Below are 17,318 nucleotides of genomic sequence, written 5' to 3'. Positions count from 1 at the left end.
CCTACAAGGAAAGGTCATGCGGGTCGGGCGGACAAACTAAGTTGTCATTTCACGGACTTTTACCACTGGCGCTGACACCCACGACAGGCTTACGATTCTGCATGGCCATGAAGAACGATTCGCAGGTCAATTGGGCGTCTCGGACCTTGGAGATTGACCAGCCCACTATCCGCCTGGAGCAGGCATCCATCACCGTCGCCAAGTAAACCCACTGGTGCTGCCTGGTCTTCAAGTAGGTGAAGTCGGCCACCCATTGTTGGTTTAGCTGCTCTGGCTCGGGCGCAGCGGCCTTCAGGTTCTCTACCCTTTGGTAGTGATCCCGTCTCTTTGGATTGTAATAGTACAAGTCCACAGAGGTCGCCCTAATACCGTTCTCCCGCATTACGCGGGCCACCCGGCGGCGACTGCAGGTGACACCCAGGCGCTTGAGGAGCCGATAAACGCGGGGGCTCCCGTAGCACCGGCGCCGCTTTGTATGGACTTTCCTGATCCATTTGAGAAGAGCCTTGTCTGATTGGCCCCTGTGGCTTGACGGCCGCTTTTCCCAGGCGTAGTAACCGCTGGTGGTGACGCCAAGGCGTTCACACATCCAACTGACAGCGATCTCGGACCGATTACGGTCTATGAACGAGAAGATTTGCTGTTTGGTGCCTGAAAAAAGCGTTTGGCCTTTTTTAGGAAATCACGCTCCCGCTGGGTTTCCTTGAGCTCTTTGCTGAGACGCCGGATCTCCCGGTTGGCTTGGATCAAATCCACTTCGGACTCAATCTCATCCAGGGAGGCCTTACCCGGTATATCACCGTTCTTCATCTCCATCCTCCACCGATAGAGCATAACGGGGTGTATGCCGAGTTTTTCCGCTATGTCGACGGCCAGCATATCAGGATGATGGGTCAGCGCCACCGCCAAGCGCTTGAATTCGTTGCTGTACCTGCCATATTCTTTACTGAGTGTTTTTGGCACCTTAGATCTCCTCGGGCTTAGCTGGAGCCAGGTGTCCATTTTATGGGTGCAAGATCATTTCGGTCTGGGGCGTTCTTTTTGGGGGAAAGGTTATATCGGCGAAGCAGGAGAGGCATTGATTCAGTATGGCTTCAATTCATTGGGTCTGCGTCGCATTGAGGCTGAAATCGATCCAGACAATCAATCCTCGGCAAAAGCACTGGAGAAGCTCGGCTTTTCTGAAGAAGGATTCTTGAGACAGCGATGGGAAGTCAATGGAATTGTCTCCGATTCCGCGCTATATGGCAGGTTGGCAAGTGACTGACCACCCACCAAACAGCATAGCAAGCCAATGCACGCGACAAGCGCGTGATTGCGTCGTCAGGCTGTTCAGAGGATACGATGACAGATTTAAAGAATAATGACTTATAGTGACTTCAGTCACAGTTCGTTCATGAGAACAAATTTACAAGGTGTCGATTTCAGTGAATCAACGGCGTACACAATTGACGTACTGGAAAACAATGTCAAGGAGGCCAGGTTTTCAAGATATGAGGCGCTGAGCTTGTTGGAAAGCTTAGGGATAGAGTTGGTTGATTAATAGCCTGGAGGTGTCTACCGTACTTGAGGGGTCCTGATCAAAGGTGTCGCAGAGCGCATGGACATTCATCAGTTCATGCTGTCACGATAGCACTAGCTGTCTGTGGTGATGGATTGGTTATCGCGGCGCCTGCATTCTGGTATGGGCTACCGAAGCCCGGAGGAAACGATGGACGATGATCTTGAGCAACTGTCCCGTGAACAGCTGATCTTGGAAGTAAAAAAGCTTCGAGCAGGTATTCGTAATCACCGAGACAGTTCAGGGCATGATTTGTGTTGGCACCACCCAGCGTTGTGGGAGCTCTTGCCGGAAAAACACACACCCATTCCTGACGTTCCTGAATGGCCTCAATTCATGCGGGGTTGTATAAGGTACAGGCAATCGCTGGATGAGCAATGTCCCAATGCACCAAGAGTGAAGCGTGAGCTTGACGAAGATGGAATTGCTTAACAAGTCGCAGCAGTTCGCGGCCTTCGGCTACCGGACGCTCGCGCTGCTGTGCTCAGCGTTATACATTTTTGCAAACACGATGGTCGGAGCTAGTCCATGGAAATAGTAAGAGGTAAAGAGTTCAAGGCTGAACGCGCTTGGGGAGCAAGGGACATCGCCAATATGAATGGTATAACGACTCGCCTGCATTGGACAGACCAGCCGTACAAGTGGCATGTTAATGATGGTGAAGAAGTATTCGTCGTGTTGGATGGGCAGGTTGATATGCTCTATCGAATGGAGGGCCAAGAGGAGTCGGTTTTATTGAATACAGGTGATATTTTCTTTGCCTCAATCGGCACAGAACATGTTGCTCACCCCAGAGGGGAAGTAAGAGTACTGGTGGTTGAAAGTGAAGGCAGCGTATAACCGGGTGTCTATTTTTTGTGGGTAGGGCCCGCTCAGAATCGGGGTTCGAATGGAGAATAAGGCAAGCGGATTAAAAGATTCTATGGCCAAGCAATCCATGCCGGTCGGATGTTCGTTCGTCGCGCTGATGTGCCTGGTCGTTAATGCAGCACTTTCCAGTTCTGCGCCGACTCAATCTTCAAGCAGGCGACAGCAGATTTGAATGAAAATTATCAATTTTTCTGAGACTGATGAGCTGATGCTGGAAAAGCTGATTCAGCTGACATTTGCAGGCGGGAAGCAGCATAACCCGTTCTGGTTACCTGCAATGGCGGATGCAAGGGATGAGGTTCATGAGGCTTTATCTCCGGGTAAAATAAGCCGAATTGTGGTCGATGGAGAGCTGCCACTGGGATGGGGCTCTGTTTTTCCTCATGGTTACGGAGTTTGGGAGCTGCATCCCCTTATCATAGATCCTGCCTGTCATGGAAAGGGATGCGGGAAGTATCTGGTGAGCGAGCTGGAAAAACTGGCAAAGGGCGCAGGAGCGGCCACGATGATATTGTCGACCTCAGATGCGACAGGCGCTACCACTATTGGCGGCATTGACCTTTATGATGATCCACTGGATCGGCTTAAAAATATTGATGTCACTGATGCCAAGAAGGGGCACGCATTTCAATTCTGGAGGAAGATGGGCTATTCACTGGTTGGGGTCTTGCCAGATGCAGAAGGTCGTGGCATCCCAAGCATTCAATTTTCAAAGCGACTGATGAAAGATCATGGGGAAGCGTAGCGCCACATTTTCGTCAGTGGTACAGCATAGCCTGCAATTCAAAACAGACGCCTTCGGGCCGTCCAATATGGTCGTTAGCCGCCAAGGAGAAGACAGTGTCAGACCTCATAACTGCCGAAGTGCGTGAATCTGTCGAGCGAAGCGTGCTCTCCTGGTTGGCTACAAGTGACAAACACGGACAGCCGAATGTGTCGCCAAAGGAAGTCTTTGCGGTTGCGGATAATCAGAACATAGCGGTTGCAAATATTGCCTCACCTCAGTCCGCGAAGAATATCAGGGCAAACCGGAGGGTATGCCTGAGTTTCGTTGATGTGTTTGTCCAAAAGGGCTTCAAGATTATTGGCACGGCAACCGAACTCAAGCCGTCAGCACCGGAGTATTCGCGCTGGGTTGAGCCACTTCTTGCGCTGGCTGGTGATCGCTACCCGATACACAGTGTGTTCGTTGTAAAAGCTATCGCTGTGGAGCCGATAGTTGCGCCCAGCTACCGGCTTTACCCTTCAGAGACAACTGAAGAGTCGCAAATTCAGTCGGCGCTTCGCACCTACGGTGTGCGCCAGGATAAAGAAGCCTAGCCAATAAATTTCCCTTTCGACTCTGAGCAGACATGCCATGGGAATGCGGAAGATCGCCTTTGATATCCCCTCTTTTTGGCAGGCTTAGCGGAACTGAGCGACGAGTCTCGTCAAGAGGGGGTAGGGCAGACTGCGCGGCTGCATCTGATTGACGGTGCCGGATATGTAAAGGTCCCGCTCCGGGATATGATACAGCACGGTTCCGAAGGAGCCGGAGTGGCCGATCATCTCCGGGATCTGTGCAAACGGCGATAGCCAGCGGGGAATGGTGAAGCGCATGATGCCGATGCCATAGTCGAGAGGCTCCAGGCGTGAGAACACCGAGTTCCAGTGCGCAGTCATCTCGGTCAGGTAGTGCACGGAGAACAACTCGCCTGTGATGAAAGCGCGCAGGAATCGCACTTGATCGGCGGGCGTGGACACCACAGCGCCAGAGGCCGGGAAAGAGCAGGCGATCGTCTTCGGAATGTGCAGCGGTGTCCGGCCATGCAGCACGCTTGCAACCTCTTCGTAGCGATCCAGTGTGCCTGGCGCGAATAGCCAGTCGTGGAGGCCGAGCGGTTCGATAACCCGCTTGCGGATGGCATGGGCATAGCTGCTGGATGTGGCCACCTCGATAATGCGCCCAAGAAGGTCGTAGTTGATGTCGCTGTACAGCGCCTTGCCCGGGGTCGAGGGGGCGAATGGGCTCGGCATGGCCCTGACCCTCTCGATGAGATCCTCGAAAGCCCACCCCTCGTCGGTACGGAGCATGTTGGACAGGACGGTTGTGCCGTCCGGGTGTTTCTGCTCGAAGTAGTCGGGAAGCCCGGATGTGTGCGACAGCAGTTCGCGTACCGTGATTGCCGAGCCGTGATCGTGGCCGCCGTGCACGTTGAGCCCGCGCATCGTTTCTTCACCGAGCAGTTCTGCGGCGCGGGTGTCGAAGGTCAGTGCCCTTTCGTCACGAAGTTGCATGATCATCGCAACGGTGTACAGCTTGGTGATGCTGGCGATGAAGAACGGTTGGTGGATGTCGCCGTATCCCCAGGTGAATCCGGTGGCCGGCTGTTCGATAGCGAAGCTCATTGCCGAAACCTTCGACTTGGCGGCGTAGCGGGCCGCGATTCGATCGAGCTTGGCAGAGGCAGGATGGCTCATACCGTGATCCTTTCCAGGTGTTGTCTGGTGGCGCATGTCGAAAATAAAGGCCCCCGTTCGACAGATCATACAGACTACAAACAAACGTTGTCAGGGCTGACTATGCCCGCTTCCATCAGCCCCCATCAACTCGGAGCAGACATCCATGGGAATTCTGACCTTCAGCATCAACGTCACCCTCGACGGTTGTGTCGACCACCAGGAGGGAATTGCCGACGACGAAACACACGCTTTCTTCACCCGTCTCATGGACGAGTGCGGGGCAATGCTGTGGGGTCGCGTCACCTACGAGATGATGGAGGGCTACTGGCCTGCGGTCGCCCGCGGCGACGAGGAAGCCCCGCCAGCAATGCGCGAGTGGGCGGTGAAGCTGGAAGACAAGCCGAAGTACGTGGTGTCATCGACGCGAACGGACTTTCCGTGGTCCAACAGCCACCATATCACCGGTGACCTGCGCGCGGGCGTACAAAAACTGAAAGATGCCACCCCGGCCGGCGTGCTCATCGGCAGCGGCAAGCTAGCGACCGAGCTGGATCGGCTGGATCTGATCGACGAGTACAGGTTCCTTGTCCACCCCAGGATCGTCGGCCATGGCCCGACGCTGTACCAGAGCGGGCTGCCAGCCACGCGACGACTCGAACTTGTTTCCGCGCAGCCACTCCTCAACGGGGCGGTCGCCATGCACTACCGGCGCTGACGCGCAGGCCTCAGTTCCTCTCCGGCAGAGCTCCTGCGCATAGGGATGCAGGGGTTGCTCGAACAGGGACTTCTTGTCGGCGATTTCCACAATCTTGCCCAGATACATCACCATGATGCGGTAGGAGAACAATCAATGAGGTCAGAGTCATTGATTCCTTGTTTTCTTGACTAAAAGTAATCCATTGGATTACTGTAGACCCCATGCAGACGATCGTCGAACTCCCTGAATTCATCAAACGAGCAGATGGCCTTCTTACGATCGAGGAAAAGGCAAAAGTGGTGGTGCCAGGATTATCTACTACTACCACAATGGACGTGTACCACTATTCCTTTTGACGGTTTTTGGCAAAGGCGAAAAGGCGAACATCTCAAAGTCTGAACGCAACGAACTGAGCAAGCTCACTAAGCTCTTGCTTGAAAGGTATGGTGGTTAACATGAGTAAAGTGTTTGAAAGCATACAGCAGGGTCTTGATGAGGCAATCGAATATTCCAAGGGGAACACAGCCAAAGCGATCGTGCATGAGTTTGGACCGGTTGAAGTAAAGAGAATACGCGCCAAACTCGGTATGTCCCAGCTTGAATTTGCATCAGCCTTTGGCATCAGTGTAAGCACTTTGCGCCACTGGGAGCGCGGCGACCGGTCACCTCATGGGCCAGCCCTGGTGCTATTGAATGTGGTTTCAAAGGAGCCCCAGGCTGTACTAAAAGCGCTTAGCGCGTAGACAAAAATACTAACGGTCCAAGGCAGCGGGACACATCCAACCGCCTGTCCTCCTTCCTTATTCTCTGCAGTTCAGGAAGGCAGTCCCAGCCTCCACCCCAAGTCGCAAGGCTCGCGCTGACGCGAAAGCCTCAGTTCCTTTCCGGCAGCTCGCCTGCGAAATGGCAGGCCGTTTCGTGCCCTGCTTGCAGGTTTTCCATAGGCAGCAGCTGGGGCTCTTCTTCGCGGCAAAGTTCCTGGGCATAGGGGCACCGGGTGTGGAAGCGACAGCCTTGCGGCGGGTCAATGGGTGAGGGTATTTCACCCCTGAGCGGAATTCTTTCTGTCTTCGTCTTGGGGTCGTAGGTCGGGATGGATGACAGCAGCGCCTGGGTATAGGGATGCTGAGGCTGCTCGAACAGGGACTTCTTGTCGGCAATTTCCACGATCTTGCCCAGATACATCACGATAATGCGGTCGGAGATGTGCCGGACCACCCCCAGATCATGCGATATGAAGATGTAGGTGAGTTTGAAATCCCGCTGCAGCTGTTTCAGCAGGTTGAGGATTTGCGCCTGAATGGAGACATCCAGTGCGGAAACCGCTTCGTCACAGATGATCAGCTTGGGATTCACCGCCAGTGCACGCGCAATGCCGATACGCTGACGCTGGCCACCACTGAACTCGTGAGGGTAGCGGTCGATCTGATAGGTCCCGAGCCCCACCGTTTCCAACAGGGATAGCGCCCGCTCACGGCGCTGTGCTCTCGGCACGATGTTCTGGATATCCAGCGCTTCCATCAACACATCGGCGACGGTCTGGCGGGGGTTGATGGAGGCATAGGGGTCCTGAAAGATGATTTGCAGGTCTTTTCGGGTCCGGCGCAGCTCCGAACGGGTGAGGCTGACCATGTCTCTGTCCTGAAATCGGACTTCACCGGCCGTGGGATGCTCCAGCCGCAGAATCGACCGACCCGTGGTGGATTTGCCACAACCGGATTCACCAACGATGCTTACGGTTTCGCCTTCATGCACGTCGAAGCTGATGTCATCAACCGCCTTGACATGGTTGACTGTGGCGCCAAAGAAACCGCCCTTGATCGGAAAGTACTGTTTCAGGTTTTTCACCTGCAGCAGGGGCTGTGTCGCTGTCATATCAAGTGTTCTCCACCGTTTCCTGCCATTTTTCCGTGAACTTCCAGCAGCGCACCTGTGTATTGTCATCCTGATCCAGCAAGGCGGGTGCCTCCTGTTCACATAATGGCCGGGCATCCGGACAACGCGGCGCAAAGGTGCAGCCTGTGGGCAAATTCGTCGGATTGGGTACGGCGCCCTGAATGGCAATCAGTTCGTCCCTGTCTTCGTCATGTCGGGGCAGCGAATTGAACAGGCCAAGGGTATAGGGGTGCTTGGGTTCCCTGAACAGGGTTTCCACATCGGCGTACTCGACGACCTTGCCGCAATACATGACCGCCACATAGTCACAGGTCTCCGCCACCACCCCCAGGTTGTGGGTGATCATGATCACCGACATGTTCAGCTCGGTCTGCAGGCTCTTGATCAGGTCCAGAATCTGCGCCTGAATCGTCACATCCAGCGCCGTGGTGGGCTCATCGGCAATCAGCAAACTCGGATTACAGGCCAGTGCCATGGCGATCATCACCCGTTGGCGCATGCCGCCGGACAGTTCGAACGGATATTGGCGGGCGCGCTTTTCCGGTGAGGGAATCCCCACCTGCCGCAGCATATCGACGGACCTCTCCAGGGCCTTGGATTTGCGCATGCCCTGGTGCACCTGATACGCCTCCGCAATCTGCTCGCCCACGGTGAACACCGGGTTCAGGGAGGTCATGGGCTCCTGGAATATCATGGATATCCTGTTGCCCCGGATGCGTCGCAGGGCTTTCTCGGACAGCTTGAGAATATCTTCGCCGCCCATCAGGATCTCACCCGCCGCAATCCGGCCCGGCTCCCGCACCAGACGCAGAATGGACATGGACATCACACTCTTGCCGGAGCCTGACTCACCCACAACGCCCAATGCCTTGCCTTCCGGCACCACCAAGCTCAGATCATTGACCGCCTTCACCTGACCGGCATCGGTATCAAACACCGTGGTCAGATTCCTGATTTCGAGAAAGGGTTTTGGTTGTTCCATCAGTTGTAGTCCACCCTTTTGTTGAAGTAGCGGTATGACACATCCACCAGAAAATTGACCAGCACGAACATAAGGGCAAAGATCAGCACTACGCCCTGAACCACAGGGAAGTCCCTGGAACTAATGGCGTGGATAACCAGTCGGCCCATGCCATTGATGGAGAAGACAGTCTCCGTCAGCACGGTGCCGGAGAGCAGCACACCCAGTTCCAGCCCCACCACCGTGATCACCGGAATCATGGCGTTTTTCAGCGCATGCTTGTAAATGACCACGCGCTCGGACAACCCCTTGGCCCGTGCGGTGCGCACATAGTCCTGATTGATCACCTCCAGCATGCTGGCTCGCGTCACGCGGGCAATGATGGCGGCGCCGGCCGTGCCCAGGGTGATGACTGGCAGGATGGTCTGTTGCCAGGTGCCCCAGCCGGAAGGCGGTAACAGGGAGAGTTCGATGGAGAAAAATTGAATGAGCATCAGGCCCAGCCAGAAGTTCGGCATGGACAGGCCGAACAGAGCGATGATCATGATCGTGGTGTCGGCCAGACCGTAGCGCCTGACGGCGGAAAACACACCGGCAATCAGACCGATAAACACACTCAAGATGGTGCTGTATAGAGCCAGTTTGACGGTAATCCAGAACCGTGGCCTGATCTCATCAAGCACGTTGCGGCTGCTGCGTATCGACTGACCCATATCGCCTTGCAGCAGGTTGGTCACATAGCGGCCGTATTGCACGTAGACGGGGTCATTCAACCCCAGCCTCTCCCGCATTCGCTCAACCTGCTCCGGCGGGGCGGTTTCCCCGGCCATGATCTGCGCCGGATCACCGGGTATGAAATGCATCAGGGAAAAAACCAGCAGCGTTACGCCGATAACGACGGGAATGGTCTGCAAGAATCTCCGTACTATGAACTTGAACACGGCTTCTTCCCCTTATTTTTTTGTTTTTGGGTCCAGTGCATCACGAAGACCGTCACCAAATAAATTGAACGCCAGAACCGCTATGGCAATGGCCAGCCCAGGGAAAAGAGCCACATGGGGATAATCAAACATGTAGTTGCGGCCATCACTGAGCATTCGCCCCCATTCCGGAGAGGGCGGCTGCGCGCCCAGGCCGAGGAATGAGAGGGTGCTCGCAACCAGTATGGCAATCGCTATGCGTAAAGTTGCCTGTACAATGATCGGCGATAAAATATTCGGCAAGACGTGTTTCACGATGATGCGGAGGTCTGTGGCACCCAGTGCCCTGACCGCATCAATGTATTCCAGCTTCTTGACGGTCAGGGTTGAGCCCCTGACTACGCGGGCAAAGGTGGGGATGGCAAAGACAGCGACGGCAATGATGACATTGCCAATACCGCCGCCCAGCACACTGACCAGTGCAATGGCCAGCAGGATGCCCGGAAAGGCCAGCAGAACATCGATAATACGCATGATGACCGAGTCAATAGCGCCGCCGTAGTAGCCCGACACGATACCCAGAGGGACGCCGACCAATGCCCCCACAAGAACCGAAGCAAAGCCCACAAACAGCGTGATCTGCATGCCGTGAATCAGGCGCGTGAAGACATCGCGTCCGTTGTGATCCGTTCCCAGCCAGAACTCGGCCGAGGGCGATTGCAGCCTGTTCCCGAGGTCCACCCGGACCGGGTCATGCACAGTGAGGTAGGGCCCCACTATCGCAACCACGATCAGCAGCAGGATCAGATAGCCCCCGAACAGAGCCGTTTTGTTCTTTTTGAGCTTTCGATACACCAGTCGCCAATTGGACGTTGATACCACCGCTCCGCTGGTGTCGTTATCGCTCCCAGTTGCAAGACCAGTCACTATAAGCCATCCTTTTATTTCGCATAACGCGCAGGTAACAGGCTCGAAATTGTATTAAAAGAGCGAGTTCCCCGGCAGTTCGGACAGGTATAGAGCAAAGAATGGAGAAAGTAAAATGTCGAGAAACATTAAGCTAAAACGGATGTTGGGGCCTCTATTTGCCCTCTTGATTAGCCTGGCACTGGTCATGCAGGCACAGGCTTCAGACGACAGAGGCGGCGATCTGGTTGCTGCCATGTTGGCCGACGCGGTGGCGCTGGACCCCCATACAACCAACGATGTGCCCTCCAGTATTGTGGCCCACAATATCTACGAATCACTGGTTGAATTTGACACCAACAGCGAACTCCAACCCTTATTGGCGACCTCATGGAGAAATATTGACGACACCACTGTAGAGTTTTCTTTACGGGAAGGCGTTACTTTCCATGACGGCTCCGAACTGACGGCCGAAGTCGTCAAGGCCAATTTTGATCGCGTGCTCGATCCGGACGTCGCCTCGCCCCGGGAATTCCTGTTCTCGATGATTGAAGAAGTGATCGTGGTGGACGACCTGACCGTTCAGTTTGTGACCGAGACGCCCTTTGCACCCCTGGCGGCGCATCTGTCCCACAGCGGTGGTGGCATAGCCAGCCTGGAAGCCATCGAACGAGATTACGAAGCCATGGCCGAAGGCCGCAGCCCGGGCTCCTATCTCTCCGAAAACCCCTCTGGCACGGGCTATTTCAAGCTGGACAGCTGGTCGCCCGGTTCGGAACTCCGTCTGGTCAGAAATGAAGACTACTGGGGTGACAATGCCCTGCTGGACAGCGTGACCTTCAAGGTGGTGCCGGAAAGCCAGACGCGTATCGCTGAACTGGAAACCGGCAATGCACATATCATTGAGCGGGTATTGCCCAGCGACATGGGCCGCGTGGACAGAATGCCCAACGCAAGCCTGCTGCACCAGAACTCCACCAGCCTGGCCTACCTGGGTTTCAACGCACAGAAAGAGCCTTTTGACGATGTCAGAGTCAGACAGGCCATCTCCATGGCGGTCAACAAGGATGACATCGTCGCCGGTGTCTACAATGATACCGGTCTCGCAGCGGTCGGCCCCATCGCCCCCGGCGTCTTCGGTTACGATGACAGCGTGGACTCGATTCCCTATGACATGGATCAGGCCCGCGAATTGCTGGCCGAGGCAGGCCATGAGGGCGGCTTCAGCACCACCATCTGGACCAACGACAACGCGAGCCGCATTCAGATTGCCGAGTATGTGCAATCCCAGTTGCGGGACCTGAACATCGACGTCAGTGTTCAGGTACTGGAATGGGGTGCTTATCTGGAGAACACCGCCAACGGTGAGCACGACATGTTCATTCTGGGCTGGTCAACCCCCACCCTGGATGCCGACTACGCCATGTACGCCCTGTTCCACTCCACCCAGCAAGGCGCTGCGGGCAACCGGACTTTCTTCGCCAATGACGAGCTGGATAGCCTGCTGGATGCCGGCCGCGAGGAGACAGACCAGGACGTACGCGCGGATATCTACCGGGATGCGCAGGAACTGCTGGTTGAACTGGCGCCCATGATGTATCTCTGGCACGAGGAATACCTGATTGGTGTCGACAATTCAGTGAGAAACCTGGAAGTCATGCCGACGCACCACTTCCTGCTGCAGGATGTCTACATCGAGCAATAAGCCGCACCACAATGCGCAACCATTGAAACCCGCCCAAGTGGCGGGTTTTTTGTGGCTGCTGCGGGTACAGTTGCCAGGTATGGTGGACCCAAGACCTGCAACAAGGGGCCAGGCCCATTTCAACCCAATACATTGATGACCATCAACACAAACACCACCGGGTAGCCCAGTATCACGGGCATCATGGTCAAGGTCATCCCGAATGCACGGCCTTCCACCCCTTTGACATAGCCCCGGTAGAACAACACTCGGCCCACCAGAAAGCAGGCCGCACTGACCGGCAGTATCGACAGCCAGGGACCGGACACCAAAGAAGCAAATGCAACATAGAACCCGGCAGCCAGAACCGCCTGCTCCAGCGTGTTCTGCAGAAATGCCACCTTGATGGCCAGGCGCTCGCTGGGTGGCCCCGCTGCCGCACCGCCAATGTCCTCGGGCGAGAACCGACGCCCGGTCGACACCATGCCTACCGCTACCAGCACACAGAACAGCACCACACTGCTGACCTGAACCGAAAACGCCAGTTGCCCGGCCAGGGTTTCCGGGAAGCTGAACCGCAACGGCAGCAGCCAGTAACCCAGCGCCCATAATGCCGGCACAATCAGAAAACTGAGCATCCCACTGACCCTGATCGATCTTTCAGCGCGGACCATATCGACCTGATCAGGTGAATCACGAAAATGTGGCTGCCGGTCAGTTCCCACCTGGTTCTCTCCTTTGTGTCGATTGCGCTTTACTGGCACAGGTTACAAAACTCCAATGGTCACCGCGATTGTTTTTCTGGGGGATTGCCCAGCAAACATAATGTGGGTTAAAACAGAAAGTAAAAGGAAGGAATGATGTCTGACTCCATTGTCTGGAAAGTGCTCGAACAACCCGGCCACGAGTTCGCGAATATCGCCGAAAAGGGAGACGGTTGGGAGCTGTCCGGCACAGCAGTTCTTCTGCATGAGCACTCCCCCTCCAGGATCGACTATGTGATCAAATGTGATTCTTCATGGTCGACCCGATCAGCCCACGTATTCGGCGTTATCGGAGGCGAGACATTCACCATTGACCTGGAAGCGGACGCTGACAAAGGATGGACATACAATGGTGTTACCCGGCCCGCGACTATCGGCTGTGTCGATGTCGATCTGGGGTTCAGCCCTTCTACCAACACACTTCCCATCCGGCGGCTTGCCTTGAATGTCGGCCAGGAAGCCGAGGTCAGGGCAGCCTGGCTGCAGTTTCCATCATTCGAATTGAAAGAGCTGATACAAGTTTATCGGCGCGAGGGTGACAAGGTATACCGATATGAATCTGGTGGCGGCTCCTTTAGCTGTACACTGGACGTCAACGATGCTGGTTTTGTAACGGACTATCCTGGGCTGTGGCGGGCGGAGCCCAGCACATAAGAATGGACTCCGTTTTGTTTTTGAAACATGCGACAAGCGCATGATGAAGCACGGAATGCCTATGTCTGATGTCAGTGTGGTTCGAGGGCACAAGTCGGATTACCCGAATCCGGTCAGTTTTGAAGTCGGAGACAGACTGCTGGTTGGAGAGCAGGATACGGAATACGCCGGCTGGGTGAGTATCACCGATCCACAAGGTTTGGTCGGCTGGGCACCGCTCGACTACATCGAGTTGGCTGACGATGGCGCCAGCGGCATCGCATTGAAGCCCTACTCGGCCAGGGAGCTGGATGTCGAGCCGGGTGAACGCCTCACTTTCAAATACGAGCACTGCCAATGGTGTTGGGTGGAGCACAAAACCAGGGGTGCTGGGTGGGTACCAAGGGAGTGCCTGGGAAAGGCGTGACCCAACAATCAGATTCGCACCCTGCGCCCGCCGAGTGATAGCGAACAGTTGAGGCGGCTGTTATGGAAGAAACCATAAGATGGACTCGTTCTGCGACAGCAGACAACTGACGCGGGAATCCAGATGTCACCGAATGACTGTACATATATACAGTACTATTGTATTGTGCTTTCATCGACGAAAACGTTCAATATTCAGAGGTGAGACATGATCAAGGGAAGCTGCTGTTGCGGGGCTGTTCAGTTCGAGTTGGCTGAAGCACCCACCATGATGTGGACATGCCATTGCAGTCGATGCCGGAAAGTTGGAGCAAGTACTCTCGTATTTGTGAAGTCTGAGGCGTTCCGGATAGTTAAAGGTAGAGACAAGATATCCACCTTCGAGGCTGAACACCCCTACAAGTACGATCGTTGCTTTTGCTCAGTCTGCGGTACAGCACTTGGGGAGGTTTTGTCGAATGAAGACTCTTTCCCACTGGCAGCCAACTGCATAGATGAAGACCTTGGACTCAAAAACAAGTTCCATGAGTTTGTGTCGGAAAAACCGGCCTGGCTGGACATTGGCGATAAAGCCAGGCAATTCGACGAACACCCGGCTTTTGAGTCGTAGTGCAAATAAAGGGGTCTGACCCTTTTTCTGGTGCTTGGCGTTATGCATACGGGAGGACATCATGAAGGAAACAGGAAAAATCAACTATGTCGAGATCCCTGCAAGGGATCTTGAAGCAACAAAGGCGTTCTTTGCTTCGGCTTTCGGGTGGTCATTCATCGACTATGGCCCGGAGTATATGGCCATTGAGAATGCCGGACTGGATGGCGGATTCTACAAGTCCGACAAAGTATCTTCCCCCGATAATGGAAGCGTACTGATCGTGCTTTATAGCTCGGAGCTTGAGGCAACGGTTGAGAAAGTCACATCATCAGGCGGCAAGGTGGTGCAGGATATATTCGATTTCCCTGGCGGTCGGCGATTCCATTTCACTGACCCGAATGGAAATGAGTATGCTGTTTGGTCTGAACCCGGCGCATAACCAGGCCATCAGGCAAGCTCCCTGCACTGCACCTTGTCTTTTTCTTGACCGCTGACGCGCGCCGGGCCTCCCGCTACTCCGCCGGCGGCAAGGTCTGATGATGGCTGCGCCAGTCTTCCGGCTCGGGCAGGGCTTCGAACCAGGAGTGAAAGATCAGGCAGGCGGCTTCACTGTCGACGGAGTGCGTGCCGAAATCGGTGATGCCGTGTTCGCGCGCCTGCTGTTTGATTTCCTGGCTGGTCAGGCGTTCGTCCCAGGCCAGGGCCGGCAGGCCGAAGCGGCCGTGCAGGCGCTTGCGAAACTTGTCGGCGCGGCGGCTCATCTCACTGGGGCTGCCGTCCATGTTCAGCGGCAGGCCCACCAGTACCCCGTCCGGGCGCCATTCGGCGAGCAGCTTTTCCACCTGAGTCCAGTCCGGTTGGCCGTCCCGCATGGGCAGCGGCGCCAGCGGTGAAGCGGTGCCGGTAATACTCTGCCCTACCGCGACGCCGGTGCGGCGCAGACCAAAATCGAAAATCAGCAGGCGGAAGGCAGCCATGGCGTCAGTGGCTGGTAGTCATCGCGCCTTCAACCTCGAAGCGGAAGGTGCGGATGATCTCGAGTACATCGTATTCGGCCTGCATGTTCTCGTTGAACGGCTCGAACGGCGCCGATTGCATCACGGTCTGGCGGGCCGCTTCATCCAGCACCGAATGGCCGGAACTCTGCAGCAGGGTAACCGACAGCAGCTCGCCGTCGGGGCTGATGCTGGTCAGCAGGCGGACCTGCCCGGTCAGCCGCTGCGCGCGTGCGGCCTGCGGGTAGTTGGCATTGCCGACTCGTTCGACGCGCTGCTGCCAGGCATACACATATTCGGCTTCCGGCGCGGCGCGGGTAGACACCGCAGTCAGGGTGCGCACTCTGGGCCGGTTGGCGTAGGTCTGGCGCCGGTTGTCCAGCAGCGCCCGCAGGGTGGCGATGTCCATGCTGGTGTCCAGGTTCAGGTCCTGCGGCTGCAATTCGATGGGCTGTGGCTCGGGGTCGGGTTCCAGCGCCAGCGCCCAGGAGGAGTCGCCATAGGTCGCAATCAGCCGCTGCGTCAGCGGGTTGTCCGGCGCCGAGCTCAGCGTCGGGTCCGGCTCCACTTCCTGAATGATGTTGTCCTGAAAGTCGGCATACTGGTCGGTGGTGAGCTGTTCGGCTTCATCGAGCGAGCCGCTGCCCTGTTGCGTGGCCTGGGCCAGAAAATCCGCATCCGGGTTCTGTTCCTGGCTGGCATGGTCCAGCGCCAGCGTCACTTCCAGCAGGTTGCTCTGCCCCTCGGGGCGGTCCAGGGTAAAACCAATGCCGAGTATCACCAGGCCATGGGCGACTCCCGCCAGAAAAAGCGTAAACAGCAGGCGGTCCGTTGCCGTGGCTGTGCTCATCCCGCACTCCGCTGGCGTTCTATGGCGTCCATCAGCAGGCCGCCGATGTCGGTGCCCTGCTGGTCGTCGATTTCCCGAATGCAGGTCGGGCTGGTGACATTGATTTCGGTCAGATAGTCACCGATCACGTCCAGCCCCACGAACAGCAGGCCCTTGGCGCGCACCACCGGGCCAATGGCGCGGGCAATTTCTTCATCACGCGCACTCAGGGGCTGCGCCACACCGCGCCCGCCGGCGGCCAGGTTGCCCCGGGTTTCACCGGCGGCGGGAATGCGAGCCAGGCTGAAGGGTACCGGCTCGCCATCGACGATCAGGATGCGCTTGTCGCCGGCCGTGATCTCGGGCAGGTAGCGCTGCGCCATGATCAGCTGCTGGCCGTGCTGTGTCAGGGTCTCGATCACCACCGAGACATTGGGATCGTCGGGCTGCAGGCGAAAAATGGAGGCGCCGCCCATGCCGTCGAGTGGCTTGAAGATCACGTCACCCTGGGTGCGGTGAAACTCGCGCAGACGCGCCGCGTCCGTGGTCACCAGGTGTGGCGGGCAGAATTCCGGAAAACGCGTGGCATACAGCTTTTCATTGCAGTCGCGCAGGGCCTGCGGCCGGTTGACCACCAGCGTGCCACGGGCCTCGGCCATTTCCAGAATATAGGTGGCATAGATATAGTCGATGTCGAACGGCGGGTCCTGGCGCATCAGGATCACATCCTGCTCGGCCAGCGGCGCGGCCACTTCGTCACCCAGCTCGTAGTAATGATCCGGATCACGGAAGACTTTCAGCGGCTGCTGACGGGCCCAGGGCTCCCCCTGCTCGACAAACAGATTCTGCGGTTCGATATAGGTCAGCTCCCAGTTGCGGTCGGTGGCCGCCCAGAGCATGGCAAGGGTGCTGTCTTTCTTGTAGGTGAGTTGCTGGATCGGGTCCATCACAACGGCTAGCCGCAGGGTCATCCTATTCTGGCCTCAAATTTGATACAGGTCGCATTCTAACTGATTAACCCGCACCAGCACACGCTCTCAGCCCGAGGGCTGCTGGTACGGTACCCTAAACTATGGTAAAACCTCGGTACTCTGCATACTGGACCCGCGCATGGCATGGAGGCTCTGTGGCGCCACTATAAC

At 56.2% G+C, this 17,318-nt stretch carries 25 protein-coding genes; 14 read left to right on the top strand and 11 right to left on the bottom strand.

Annotated elements, in window-relative coordinates:
* Positions 1-49: 49 nt before the first annotated feature.
* Positions 50-625: an IS3 family transposase gene (locus E4656_RS20790; protein ID WP_420812699.1), complete on the bottom strand. Its 576-nt coding sequence runs from the start codon at positions 623-625 to the stop codon at positions 50-52.
* The gene (locus E4656_RS18990) at positions 622-963 is read right to left on the bottom strand and encodes a transposase (protein WP_167856149.1); all 342 of its coding nucleotides are present in this window, start codon (positions 961-963) and stop codon (positions 622-624) included. Before E4656_RS18990 ends, E4656_RS20790 begins: the two co-directional genes overlap by 4 nt.
* Before the next feature lie 31 nt (positions 964-994).
* On the opposite strand from E4656_RS18990, the gene E4656_RS18985 reads away from it, so the two are divergent.
* The 6 genes from E4656_RS18985 (at position 995) to E4656_RS18960 (ending at position 3,751) form a co-directional block, all read left to right on the top strand.
* Positions 995-1,267 (top strand): GNAT family N-acetyltransferase, encoded by a 273-nt coding sequence (locus E4656_RS18985; protein WP_240754039.1) that lies wholly within the window; start codon positions 995-997, stop codon positions 1,265-1,267.
* A gap of 96 nt (positions 1,268-1,363) precedes the next feature.
* Positions 1,364-1,543, top strand: a complete 180-nt coding sequence (locus tag E4656_RS20785) for a hypothetical protein (protein WP_420812697.1) — start codon at positions 1,364-1,366, stop codon at positions 1,541-1,543.
* A 168-nt stretch (positions 1,544-1,711) separates the two neighbouring features.
* Positions 1,712-1,993, top strand: a complete 282-nt coding sequence (locus tag E4656_RS18975; RefSeq protein ID WP_135484904.1) for a hypothetical protein — start codon at positions 1,712-1,714, stop codon at positions 1,991-1,993.
* Between the two features lie 96 nt (positions 1,994-2,089).
* A complete protein-coding gene (locus E4656_RS18970; protein ID WP_135484903.1) occupies positions 2,090-2,401 on the top strand; it encodes a cupin domain-containing protein in 312 nt (103 codons plus the stop codon).
* 202 nt (positions 2,402-2,603) lie between these two features.
* Positions 2,604-3,176, top strand: a complete 573-nt coding sequence (locus tag E4656_RS18965) for a GNAT family N-acetyltransferase (protein ID WP_135484902.1) — start codon at positions 2,604-2,606, stop codon at positions 3,174-3,176.
* Between the two features lie 95 nt (positions 3,177-3,271).
* Positions 3,272-3,751, top strand: a complete 480-nt coding sequence (locus tag E4656_RS18960; RefSeq protein WP_135484901.1) for a pyridoxamine 5'-phosphate oxidase family protein — start codon at positions 3,272-3,274, stop codon at positions 3,749-3,751.
* 84 nt (positions 3,752-3,835) lie between these two features.
* Here E4656_RS18960 and E4656_RS18955 read toward each other — a convergent pair whose 3' ends face one another.
* Complete coding sequence (locus tag E4656_RS18955) at positions 3,836-4,891, bottom strand: serine hydrolase domain-containing protein (protein WP_135484900.1); 1,056 nt, start codon at positions 4,889-4,891, stop codon at positions 3,836-3,838.
* 145 nt (positions 4,892-5,036) lie between these two features.
* On the opposite strand from E4656_RS18955, the gene E4656_RS18950 reads away from it, so the two are divergent.
* The 3 genes from E4656_RS18950 (at position 5,037) to nadS (ending at position 6,313) form a co-directional block, all read left to right on the top strand.
* A complete protein-coding gene (locus E4656_RS18950) occupies positions 5,037-5,588 on the top strand; it encodes a dihydrofolate reductase family protein (RefSeq protein WP_135484899.1) in 552 nt (183 codons plus the stop codon).
* A 229-nt stretch (positions 5,589-5,817) separates the two neighbouring features.
* Positions 5,818-6,024 (top strand): type II toxin-antitoxin system RelE/ParE family toxin, encoded by a 207-nt coding sequence (locus tag E4656_RS20780; RefSeq protein ID WP_205849282.1) that lies wholly within the window; start codon positions 5,818-5,820, stop codon positions 6,022-6,024.
* Position 6,025: 1 nt separating this feature from the next.
* Positions 6,026-6,313: a NadS family protein gene (gene nadS / locus E4656_RS18935; RefSeq protein ID WP_135484898.1), complete on the top strand. Its 288-nt coding sequence runs from the start codon at positions 6,026-6,028 to the stop codon at positions 6,311-6,313.
* Between the two features lie 130 nt (positions 6,314-6,443).
* Here the strand turns inward: nadS and E4656_RS18930 are convergent, their stop codons facing one another.
* From E4656_RS18930 to nikC, 4 genes are read right to left on the bottom strand one after another with little or no spacing between them, the layout of a single operon-like run.
* Positions 6,444-7,445, bottom strand: coding sequence for an ABC transporter ATP-binding protein (locus E4656_RS18930; RefSeq protein ID WP_135484897.1), 1,002 nt, complete (start codon positions 7,443-7,445; stop codon positions 6,444-6,446).
* A 1-nt stretch (position 7,446) separates the two neighbouring features.
* A complete protein-coding gene (locus E4656_RS18925; protein ID WP_135484896.1) occupies positions 7,447-8,448 on the bottom strand; it encodes an ABC transporter ATP-binding protein in 1,002 nt (333 codons plus the stop codon).
* On the bottom strand, positions 8,448-9,368 hold the full coding sequence (locus tag E4656_RS18920; RefSeq protein WP_135484895.1) for an ABC transporter permease: 921 nt from the start codon (positions 9,366-9,368) through the stop codon (positions 8,448-8,450). The genes E4656_RS18925 and E4656_RS18920 overlap by 1 nt, the downstream gene beginning before the upstream one ends.
* Before the next feature lie 12 nt (positions 9,369-9,380).
* Positions 9,381-10,274: a nickel transporter permease gene (gene nikC / locus E4656_RS18915; RefSeq protein WP_205849279.1), complete on the bottom strand. Its 894-nt coding sequence runs from the start codon at positions 10,272-10,274 to the stop codon at positions 9,381-9,383.
* Between the two features lie 115 nt (positions 10,275-10,389).
* Here nikC and E4656_RS18910 point away from each other — a divergent pair, with 115 nt between their 5' ends.
* Positions 10,390-11,958 carry a glutathione ABC transporter substrate-binding protein gene (locus tag E4656_RS18910; protein WP_135484893.1) on the top strand — a complete coding sequence of 523 codons (1,569 nt, stop codon included), beginning with the start codon at positions 10,390-10,392 and terminating at the stop codon, positions 11,956-11,958.
* 119 nt (positions 11,959-12,077) lie between these two features.
* Here E4656_RS18910 and E4656_RS18905 read toward each other — a convergent pair whose 3' ends face one another.
* Positions 12,078-12,662, bottom strand: a complete 585-nt coding sequence (locus tag E4656_RS18905) for an MAPEG family protein (RefSeq protein WP_135484892.1) — start codon at positions 12,660-12,662, stop codon at positions 12,078-12,080.
* 135 nt (positions 12,663-12,797) lie between these two features.
* Between E4656_RS18905 and E4656_RS18900 the strand changes: the two genes are divergently transcribed.
* From E4656_RS18900 to E4656_RS18885, 4 genes are all read left to right on the top strand, one after another.
* Entirely contained in the window at positions 12,798-13,355 is a 558-nt protein-coding gene (locus E4656_RS18900) for a putative glycolipid-binding domain-containing protein (protein ID WP_167856148.1), read from the top strand.
* Positions 13,356-13,416: 61 nt separating this feature from the next.
* The gene (locus tag E4656_RS18895) at positions 13,417-13,761 is read left to right on the top strand and encodes a hypothetical protein (protein ID WP_135484890.1); all 345 of its coding nucleotides are present in this window, start codon (positions 13,417-13,419) and stop codon (positions 13,759-13,761) included.
* Between the two features lie 207 nt (positions 13,762-13,968).
* Positions 13,969-14,370 (top strand): GFA family protein, encoded by a 402-nt coding sequence (locus E4656_RS18890; protein WP_135484889.1) that lies wholly within the window; start codon positions 13,969-13,971, stop codon positions 14,368-14,370.
* 61 nt (positions 14,371-14,431) lie between these two features.
* Complete coding sequence (locus E4656_RS18885; protein ID WP_135484888.1) at positions 14,432-14,791, top strand: VOC family protein; 360 nt, start codon at positions 14,432-14,434, stop codon at positions 14,789-14,791.
* 73 nt (positions 14,792-14,864) lie between these two features.
* On the opposite strand, the gene ruvX is transcribed toward E4656_RS18885, so the two are convergent.
* The 3 genes from ruvX to gshB are packed head-to-tail and all read right to left on the bottom strand — an operon-like array spanning position 14,865 to position 17,147.
* Complete coding sequence (gene ruvX / locus E4656_RS18880; protein ID WP_135484887.1) at positions 14,865-15,329, bottom strand: Holliday junction resolvase RuvX; 465 nt, start codon at positions 15,327-15,329, stop codon at positions 14,865-14,867.
* Between the two features lie 4 nt (positions 15,330-15,333).
* The gene (locus E4656_RS18875; protein WP_135484886.1) at positions 15,334-16,197 is read right to left on the bottom strand and encodes an energy transducer TonB; all 864 of its coding nucleotides are present in this window, start codon (positions 16,195-16,197) and stop codon (positions 15,334-15,336) included.
* Positions 16,194-17,147, bottom strand: coding sequence for a glutathione synthase (gene gshB / locus E4656_RS18870; protein WP_135484885.1), 954 nt, complete (start codon positions 17,145-17,147; stop codon positions 16,194-16,196). The genes E4656_RS18875 and gshB overlap by 4 nt, the downstream gene beginning before the upstream one ends.
* Between the last annotated feature and the right edge of the window lie 171 nt (positions 17,148-17,318).

Origin of the sequence: Natronospirillum operosum (genome assembly GCF_004768465.1) — a bacterium.
In the GTDB taxonomy this organism is placed as follows: Bacteria; Pseudomonadota; Gammaproteobacteria; order Pseudomonadales; family Natronospirillaceae; genus Natronospirillum; species Natronospirillum operosum.
The sequence above is the reverse complement of the archived record's forward strand: the minus strand, read 5'-3'. Positions and strand labels throughout refer to the sequence as shown.

Excerpts from the sequence above, each read along its gene's own strand:
- E4656_RS18955 (WP_135484900.1), bottom strand. The coding sequence starts at position 4,891 with ATGAGCCATCCTGCCTCTGCCAAGCTCGATCGAATCGCGGCCCGCTAC.
- E4656_RS18965 (WP_135484902.1), top strand. The coding sequence starts at position 2,604 with ATGAAAATTATCAATTTTTCTGAGACTGATGAGCTGATGCTGGAAAAG.
- E4656_RS18975 (WP_135484904.1), top strand. The coding sequence starts at position 1,712 with ATGGACGATGATCTTGAGCAACTGTCCCGTGAACAGCTGATCTTGGAA.
- E4656_RS18910 (WP_135484893.1), top strand. The coding sequence starts at position 10,390 with ATGTCGAGAAACATTAAGCTAAAACGGATGTTGGGGCCTCTATTTGCC.
- E4656_RS18890 (WP_135484889.1), top strand. The coding sequence starts at position 13,969 with ATGATCAAGGGAAGCTGCTGTTGCGGGGCTGTTCAGTTCGAGTTGGCT.
- E4656_RS20785 (WP_420812697.1), top strand. The coding sequence starts at position 1,364 with ATGACTTATAGTGACTTCAGTCACAGTTCGTTCATGAGAACAAATTTA.
- E4656_RS18930 (WP_135484897.1), bottom strand. The coding sequence starts at position 7,445 with ATGACAGCGACACAGCCCCTGCTGCAGGTGAAAAACCTGAAACAGTAC.
- E4656_RS18970 (WP_135484903.1), top strand. The coding sequence starts at position 2,090 with ATGGAAATAGTAAGAGGTAAAGAGTTCAAGGCTGAACGCGCTTGGGGA.
- gshB (WP_135484885.1), bottom strand. The coding sequence starts at position 17,147 with ATGACCCTGCGGCTAGCCGTTGTGATGGACCCGATCCAGCAACTCACC.
- E4656_RS18950 (WP_135484899.1), top strand. The coding sequence starts at position 5,037 with ATGGGAATTCTGACCTTCAGCATCAACGTCACCCTCGACGGTTGTGTC.
- E4656_RS18900 (WP_167856148.1), top strand. The coding sequence starts at position 12,798 with ATGTCTGACTCCATTGTCTGGAAAGTGCTCGAACAACCCGGCCACGAG.
- ruvX (WP_135484887.1), bottom strand. The coding sequence starts at position 15,329 with ATGGCTGCCTTCCGCCTGCTGATTTTCGATTTTGGTCTGCGCCGCACC.
- E4656_RS18895 (WP_135484890.1), top strand. The coding sequence starts at position 13,417 with ATGTCTGATGTCAGTGTGGTTCGAGGGCACAAGTCGGATTACCCGAAT.
- E4656_RS18885 (WP_135484888.1), top strand. The coding sequence starts at position 14,432 with ATGAAGGAAACAGGAAAAATCAACTATGTCGAGATCCCTGCAAGGGAT.
- nadS (WP_135484898.1), top strand. The coding sequence starts at position 6,026 with ATGAGTAAAGTGTTTGAAAGCATACAGCAGGGTCTTGATGAGGCAATC.
- E4656_RS18925 (WP_135484896.1), bottom strand. The coding sequence starts at position 8,448 with ATGGAACAACCAAAACCCTTTCTCGAAATCAGGAATCTGACCACGGTG.
- E4656_RS18875 (WP_135484886.1), bottom strand. The coding sequence starts at position 16,197 with ATGAGCACAGCCACGGCAACGGACCGCCTGCTGTTTACGCTTTTTCTG.